The 4,806-nt window shown below is 73.8% G+C and carries 7 protein-coding genes; 2 read left to right on the forward strand and 5 right to left on the reverse strand.

The genetic code is table 11. The annotated features are described in order from the left end of the window. From VF468_24445 to hisN, 3 genes are all read right to left on the reverse strand, one after another. A partial coding sequence (locus VF468_24445; GenBank protein HEX5881439.1) for a hypothetical protein occupies nucleotides 1–746 on the reverse strand: 746 nt, incomplete at its 3' end. A gap of 57 nt (nucleotides 747–803) precedes the next feature. After that, nucleotides 804–1,655 (reverse strand): SDR family oxidoreductase, encoded by an 852-nt coding sequence (locus VF468_24450; protein ID HEX5881440.1) that lies wholly within the window; start codon nucleotides 1,653–1,655, stop codon nucleotides 804–806. Between the two features lie 29 nt (nucleotides 1,656–1,684). Continuing rightward, on the reverse strand, nucleotides 1,685–2,443 hold the full coding sequence (gene hisN / locus VF468_24455; protein HEX5881441.1) for a histidinol-phosphatase: 759 nt from the start codon (nucleotides 2,441–2,443) through the stop codon (nucleotides 1,685–1,687). Between the two features lie 97 nt (nucleotides 2,444–2,540). Between hisN and VF468_24460 the strand changes: the two genes are divergently transcribed. Further along, nucleotides 2,541–2,753 (forward strand): DUF3072 domain-containing protein, encoded by a 213-nt coding sequence (locus VF468_24460; GenBank protein HEX5881442.1) that lies wholly within the window; start codon nucleotides 2,541–2,543, stop codon nucleotides 2,751–2,753. A 64-nt stretch (nucleotides 2,754–2,817) separates the two neighbouring features. Here VF468_24460 and VF468_24465 read toward each other — a convergent pair whose 3' ends face one another. Then, a complete protein-coding gene (locus VF468_24465; protein HEX5881443.1) occupies nucleotides 2,818–3,702 on the reverse strand; it encodes a DMT family transporter in 885 nt (294 codons plus the stop codon). 37 nt (nucleotides 3,703–3,739) lie between these two features. Then, a complete protein-coding gene (locus VF468_24470) occupies nucleotides 3,740–3,871 on the reverse strand; it encodes a hypothetical protein (protein HEX5881444.1) in 132 nt (43 codons plus the stop codon). Between the two features lie 129 nt (nucleotides 3,872–4,000). Between VF468_24470 and VF468_24475 the strand changes: the two genes are divergently transcribed. Then, nucleotides 4,001–4,603 carry a cupin domain-containing protein gene (locus tag VF468_24475; protein HEX5881445.1) on the forward strand — a complete coding sequence of 201 codons (603 nt, stop codon included), beginning with the start codon at nucleotides 4,001–4,003 and terminating at the stop codon, nucleotides 4,601–4,603. The last annotated feature ends 203 nt before the right edge of the window (nucleotides 4,604–4,806 follow it).

Below are 4,806 nucleotides of genomic sequence, written 5' to 3' on the forward strand. Positions count from 1 at the left end.
ACCTTGGCCGCGAACTCGGCCGCCAGGGCCATGATCACGGCCAGGTAGAACATGCCGGTGGCGGCCTGGATGGAGTTGCCCTTGACCAGCACCCGGATGAAGGAGGCCATCAGCCCGACCAGCAGCACCAGGCCGACGGCCAGATACACGGTGAGGTTGGGGAAGGCCAGCAGTGGCGAGAGCGACTGGTCGACGGCGCTGCCCCTGGCCCCGCCGAGGGCGGCCGAGACGAGGGCGGCCGCCACCCCGGCGACGAGCCAGGTGGCGAGGGCGGCGATGGGCCGGTTGGACAGCCGCCGGTCGACCAGGTACCAGTGACCGAGCAGCAGCCCGTCCAAGGTCGCGCCCAGGAACAGGGCCCCGGTTCCCAGGGCCAGCGCCCCAAGGGCGGGGCGTCCGCTCAGCTGGGCCAGCGGCCACCCGGCGACCAGCCCGGGCAGGACCGCGGCCATGCCGGCCCAGCGGGCCGCGGCCACGCGGGCGTAGAGCAGCACCTGCCAGACGAGCACGGCGGCCGCGAACACCCCCAGCCAGAGGGCGGCCATGCGGCCGGTGGCTCCGGCGGCGGCCAGCTCGCCCCGGCCGGCCAGCCAGGCCAGCGTCGCGCAGGCCAGCACGGTCGCCCCGGCCAGCTTGAAGAAGCCGGGCCGGACCACGCCCCACAGCGGCGCCAGCCAGAGCAGGGCCAGGCCGCCGAGGGCGGTCTCGTACAGGACCACCGTGAGCACTCCGGCGGGACCGTGCACGGTGCCGCTCCTCCTCTCCGCCGTGTGGTTGTGCCGTGGCAGGGTAGCGCCTCCGCGTCACCCGTAGCGGCGGAACCCTCCCTCGGAGTTGATGACCTGCCCCGTGACCCAGGCCGCCTCGTCGGTGCAGAGCCAGGCGACCAGCCGGGCGACGTCGTCGGGAGTGCCCCAGCGGCCGGCCGGGAACCTCGTCGCCACCCGCTCGCGGACCGCCTCGTCGGCGTAGCCGGTGTCGGTCGGGCCGGGATTGACGGTGTTCACGGTGATCCCCTGGTCGGCCAGCGTGTCGGCCAGGGTGGGGGTGATGGCGACCAGCGCGCCCTTGGAGGTCGCGTAGGCGAGCTCGTCCGGCATGGGCCCGAGCTGCTGGCCGGAGGTGAACAGCACCACCCGGCCACCCGGCCGCCCGTCGTGCTGGGCGGCGAAGGCCTGGACGAGCAGCAGCACGGCCCGCGTGTTGACGGCGAGGGTGGTGTCCAGCTCGGCCGCGGTGAGCCGCGCCAGGTCCCCCTCGCTGCTGCGGGCGTGGTTGCAGACGAGGATGTCCACCCGCCCGAACGCCGCGACGGCGGCCGCCACCACCCGGCCGGGCGCCTCCGGGTCGAGGAAGTCGGCCGCAAGGTGCTCGACCCGCCTCCCCGCCGGGTCGCCGGCTCCCGCTGCCTGCCGGGGGGCGGCGCCGGCCCGCAGCCCGGCCAGGACCGCGTCCATGCCCCCGGGGTCGGCGCCCCAGGGCTGCTCCCGGTCGTGGGTGGTCCACGAGGTGACGAACAGGTCGGCCCCGAGCGCCGCCAGCCGCCTGGCCACCGCCATCCCGATGCCGATCCGCCGGCTGACCCCGGTCACCAGCGCCACCCGCCCATCGAGGGGCCATCTGGGGGCCGGCCGGTCGGGGCCCTCGCCGGTCAAGGCCCAGGGTGGGGCGGGGTCCTCGGAGGTCACGGCCGCAGGGTCGCGACCACCCGGTCGTGCAGGAGGCCGTTGCTGGAGACCACGCTGCGGCCGGCCGGGGTCGGGGTGCCGCGGAGGTCGGTGAAGCGGCCGCCCGCCTCCTCGACGATCACCTGAGGCGCCGCCAGGTCCCACAGCTCGACCTCCGGCTCGATGGCGACGTCGGCCGCGCCCTCGGCGACCAGCATGTGCCCCCAGAAGTCCCCGAACCCCCTGGTCCGCCAGAAGCCGCGGGCGAGGGTGAGGAACTGCTCGCCGAGCCCGTGCTGCTCCCACGACAGGAGGCTGGCGTAGCTCAGGACGGCGTCCGACAGCTCGCCGACCTTGGACACGTGGATTCGGCGGCCGTTGACGAACGCTCCCTCGCCCCGTGCCCCCCACCACCGCCGGTGCAGCGCCGGCGCCGACACCACCCCGATCTCGACCCGGCCCTCGCGCTCGAGGGCGATGAGGGTCGCCCACACCGGGATGCCGCGCAGGTAGTTCTTGGTGCCGTCGATCGGGTCGATGATCCAGCGGGCGCTGCCCGGCTCGTCGGCCCCGAACTCCTCCCCGACCACGCTGTGGCCGGGTCGCTCCTCGCCGATCCGCTTGCGCAGGACCTGCTCCACCGCCCGGTCGGCCTCGGTCACCGGGCTCAGGTCGGGCTTGGTCTCGACGACGAGGTCGTCGGCCTGGAAGCGCTCGACGGTGATGGCGTCGGCCAGGTCGGCCAGCTCGAGGGCGAAGGCGAGGTCCGGATGCATACCCGGCAGCCTACAGGCCCGGGGCTGTGGATGGGTTTCGGCAGAGGTCCGAAGGGCATGCTAGCCTCGAACACAAGTTCGATTCCAGGAGGTCGACATGGCTGACCAGCAGGAGCTTCGCGGCTCCAACCTTGAGAAGGACCCCGCCCAGTGGAAGACCGGGGATGAGCCGATGACCGGCGCTCAGGCGTCCTATCTCAGGACCCTCTCCGACCAGGCCGACGAGGCGTTCGACGAGAACCTGACCAAGGCCGAGGCGTCCCGCCGGATCGACGAGCTCCAGGAGCGCACCGGCCGCGGGCAGTCCTGACCGGGGCCCGTGGCCCGGGGCCTGGGTCGGAACCGGGTGGGGTCTGGGCAGGATCGGGGCCGGGTCAGGCGGCGGCCAGTAGCCCCACGCCGGTGAGGGCGAGCACGACGCCGGCGTTCTGGCCACCCGACAGCCGCTCGCCCAGCAGCCAGCGGGCCAGGACGACGGTGGTGACCGGGTACAGCGACGCGAGCACGCCCACGACGGCGAGGTTGCCACCGATGGCCGCGTAGGCGAACAGCAGATTGGCCCCGGTGTCGCCGATCCCGATCAGCGCCACCGGCCCGATCCGGCGCCCCGGCCAGCGCAGGGCCGGCCGCCGGCTCCGCCGGTCCCCCCAGCCCCGCTGGCCGACGAGCGCGAGCGTCGACAGGACCGCCAGCGAGCTGGTCCGGGCACCGGCGATCACCCACAGCGGTGCGCCACGGGATCCGGTCGTTCCGGCGTCCACGAGCACGTAGAACAGCCCGAACCCGAGCGCCGCCCCCAGCGCCATCGCCACCACCCGCCGCGACCTCCCCCGGTTGGCAACGGCACCAGGGCCTTCGGCGGTAGGGGCGGGGCGGGAGACGAGGACGACGCCGATGACGGCGATGAGGACACCGAGGGCGGCGAGGCTGCCCGGCTGGTTGCCGGTGAGGAGGGCGGCGGCGACCGGGACGATGGCGCCGCAGGCCGAGATGGGGGCGACGATCGACATGGTGCCCTCGGCCAGGCCGCGGTAGAAGAGCGTCAGGGCGCAGCCGGCCCCGATCCCGGCCGCGAGGCCCCAGGCGAACCCGGTCGCGTTGGGAGGCGTTCCCTCGATGGCCAGGGCGGTGGCGAGCGCCAGCGCGCCCGCCACCTGGCTCCAGAAGGCGACAGTCAGCGCCGGCAGGTGGCGGGACTGGATGCCGCCGAAGAAGTCGGCGGCCCCCCAGCACAGCCCCGACCCCAGCCCGAGCGGCACGCCCAGGTTCAAGAACCCTCGACCGGGGTGATCGGGCTCAACCCGTGGTGGCGCGGTGGCGGTCGCGCCAGCGGGGGGTGTGCTGGAGGCCGGGGCGGGTGTCGGCGGCGAACAGGAACGCGGCCAGGTCGACGGCGAGCAGGACGAGGACGAGCCAGATCACTTCCATGGTCGCTCCCGGCTTCTTGTCTGGTCTTGCCAGCGCGATACCAGTACAGTGAACCTTCAGTACAATCTATTGTACTCCACTATACTGAACTTGTCGAACAATTTATTGATACGAGGGGAGGAGCGGGCAGTGCCGGAGCCGGAGGACGTCAACGCCGCCATGGGTCGCAACGTGCGGGCGCACCGCACCCGGTTGGCCTGGACGCTGGACGACCTGGCGGCCAGGTCGGGCGTGAGCAAGGGGATGCTGTCGCAGGTCGAGCAGGCCCGGACGAATCCCAGCGTGGCCACGATCTGCCGGCTGGCCACCGCCTTCGGCGTCTCCATCGCCAGCCTGGTCGAGGCGCCGGAGGTGCCGAGCGCCCGGGTGGTGCGGGCCGAAGAGGCGGTGACCCTCTGGACCGGAGGGCAGAAGGGGAGCGCCGCCCGCCTGCTGGTCGGGTCGGGCACCTCCCAGCAGGTCGAGCTGTGGGACGTGCGGATGGTGCCAGGGGACGGCTACGCCTCCGAGGGCCACCCGTCAGGGACCCGCGAGCTCCTGCTGGTGATCGAGGGCGAGCTCACCCTTGAGCTGGACGGCGACCCGCATGTGGTCGGCGCCGGGGACGCGATCGCCTTCGTGGCCGACCGCCCCCACGCCTACCGCAACAAGGGGACCACGCCCCTGCGCTACTCCCTGAGCGTGATCCACCGCGACCAGCCCACCCGGCCGGTCCCCATGCCCCCCACCTAACGTGCCCGATTTCCCCGACCATGGCACAGGCGCCGTTGGGGGGCCATGTGGGGGGGAGCTCGCTCCCCCCACGGCCCCCCAACGGCGCCTGTGCCATGGCCGGGGGATCGGGGCACGTTTAGGTGGGGGGCATGGGGACCGGCCGGGTGGGCTGGTCGCGGTGGATCACGCTCAGGGAGTAGCGCAGGGGCGTGGTCCCCTTG

Source organism: Actinomycetota bacterium (assembly GCA_036280995.1).
Lineage (GTDB): Bacteria > Actinomycetota > CALGFH01 > CALGFH01 > CALGFH01 > CALGFH01.

Bases quoted from the DNA above. Each gene is read 5' to 3' on its own strand.
- hisN (HEX5881441.1), bottom strand. From the start codon at position 2,443: ATGCATCCGGACCTCGCCTTCGCCCTCGAGCTGGCCGACCTGGCCGAC.
- VF468_24460 (HEX5881442.1), top strand. From the start codon at position 2,541: ATGGCTGACCAGCAGGAGCTTCGCGGCTCCAACCTTGAGAAGGACCCC.
- VF468_24470 (HEX5881444.1), bottom strand. From the start codon at position 3,871: ATGGAAGTGATCTGGCTCGTCCTCGTCCTGCTCGCCGTCGACCTGGCC.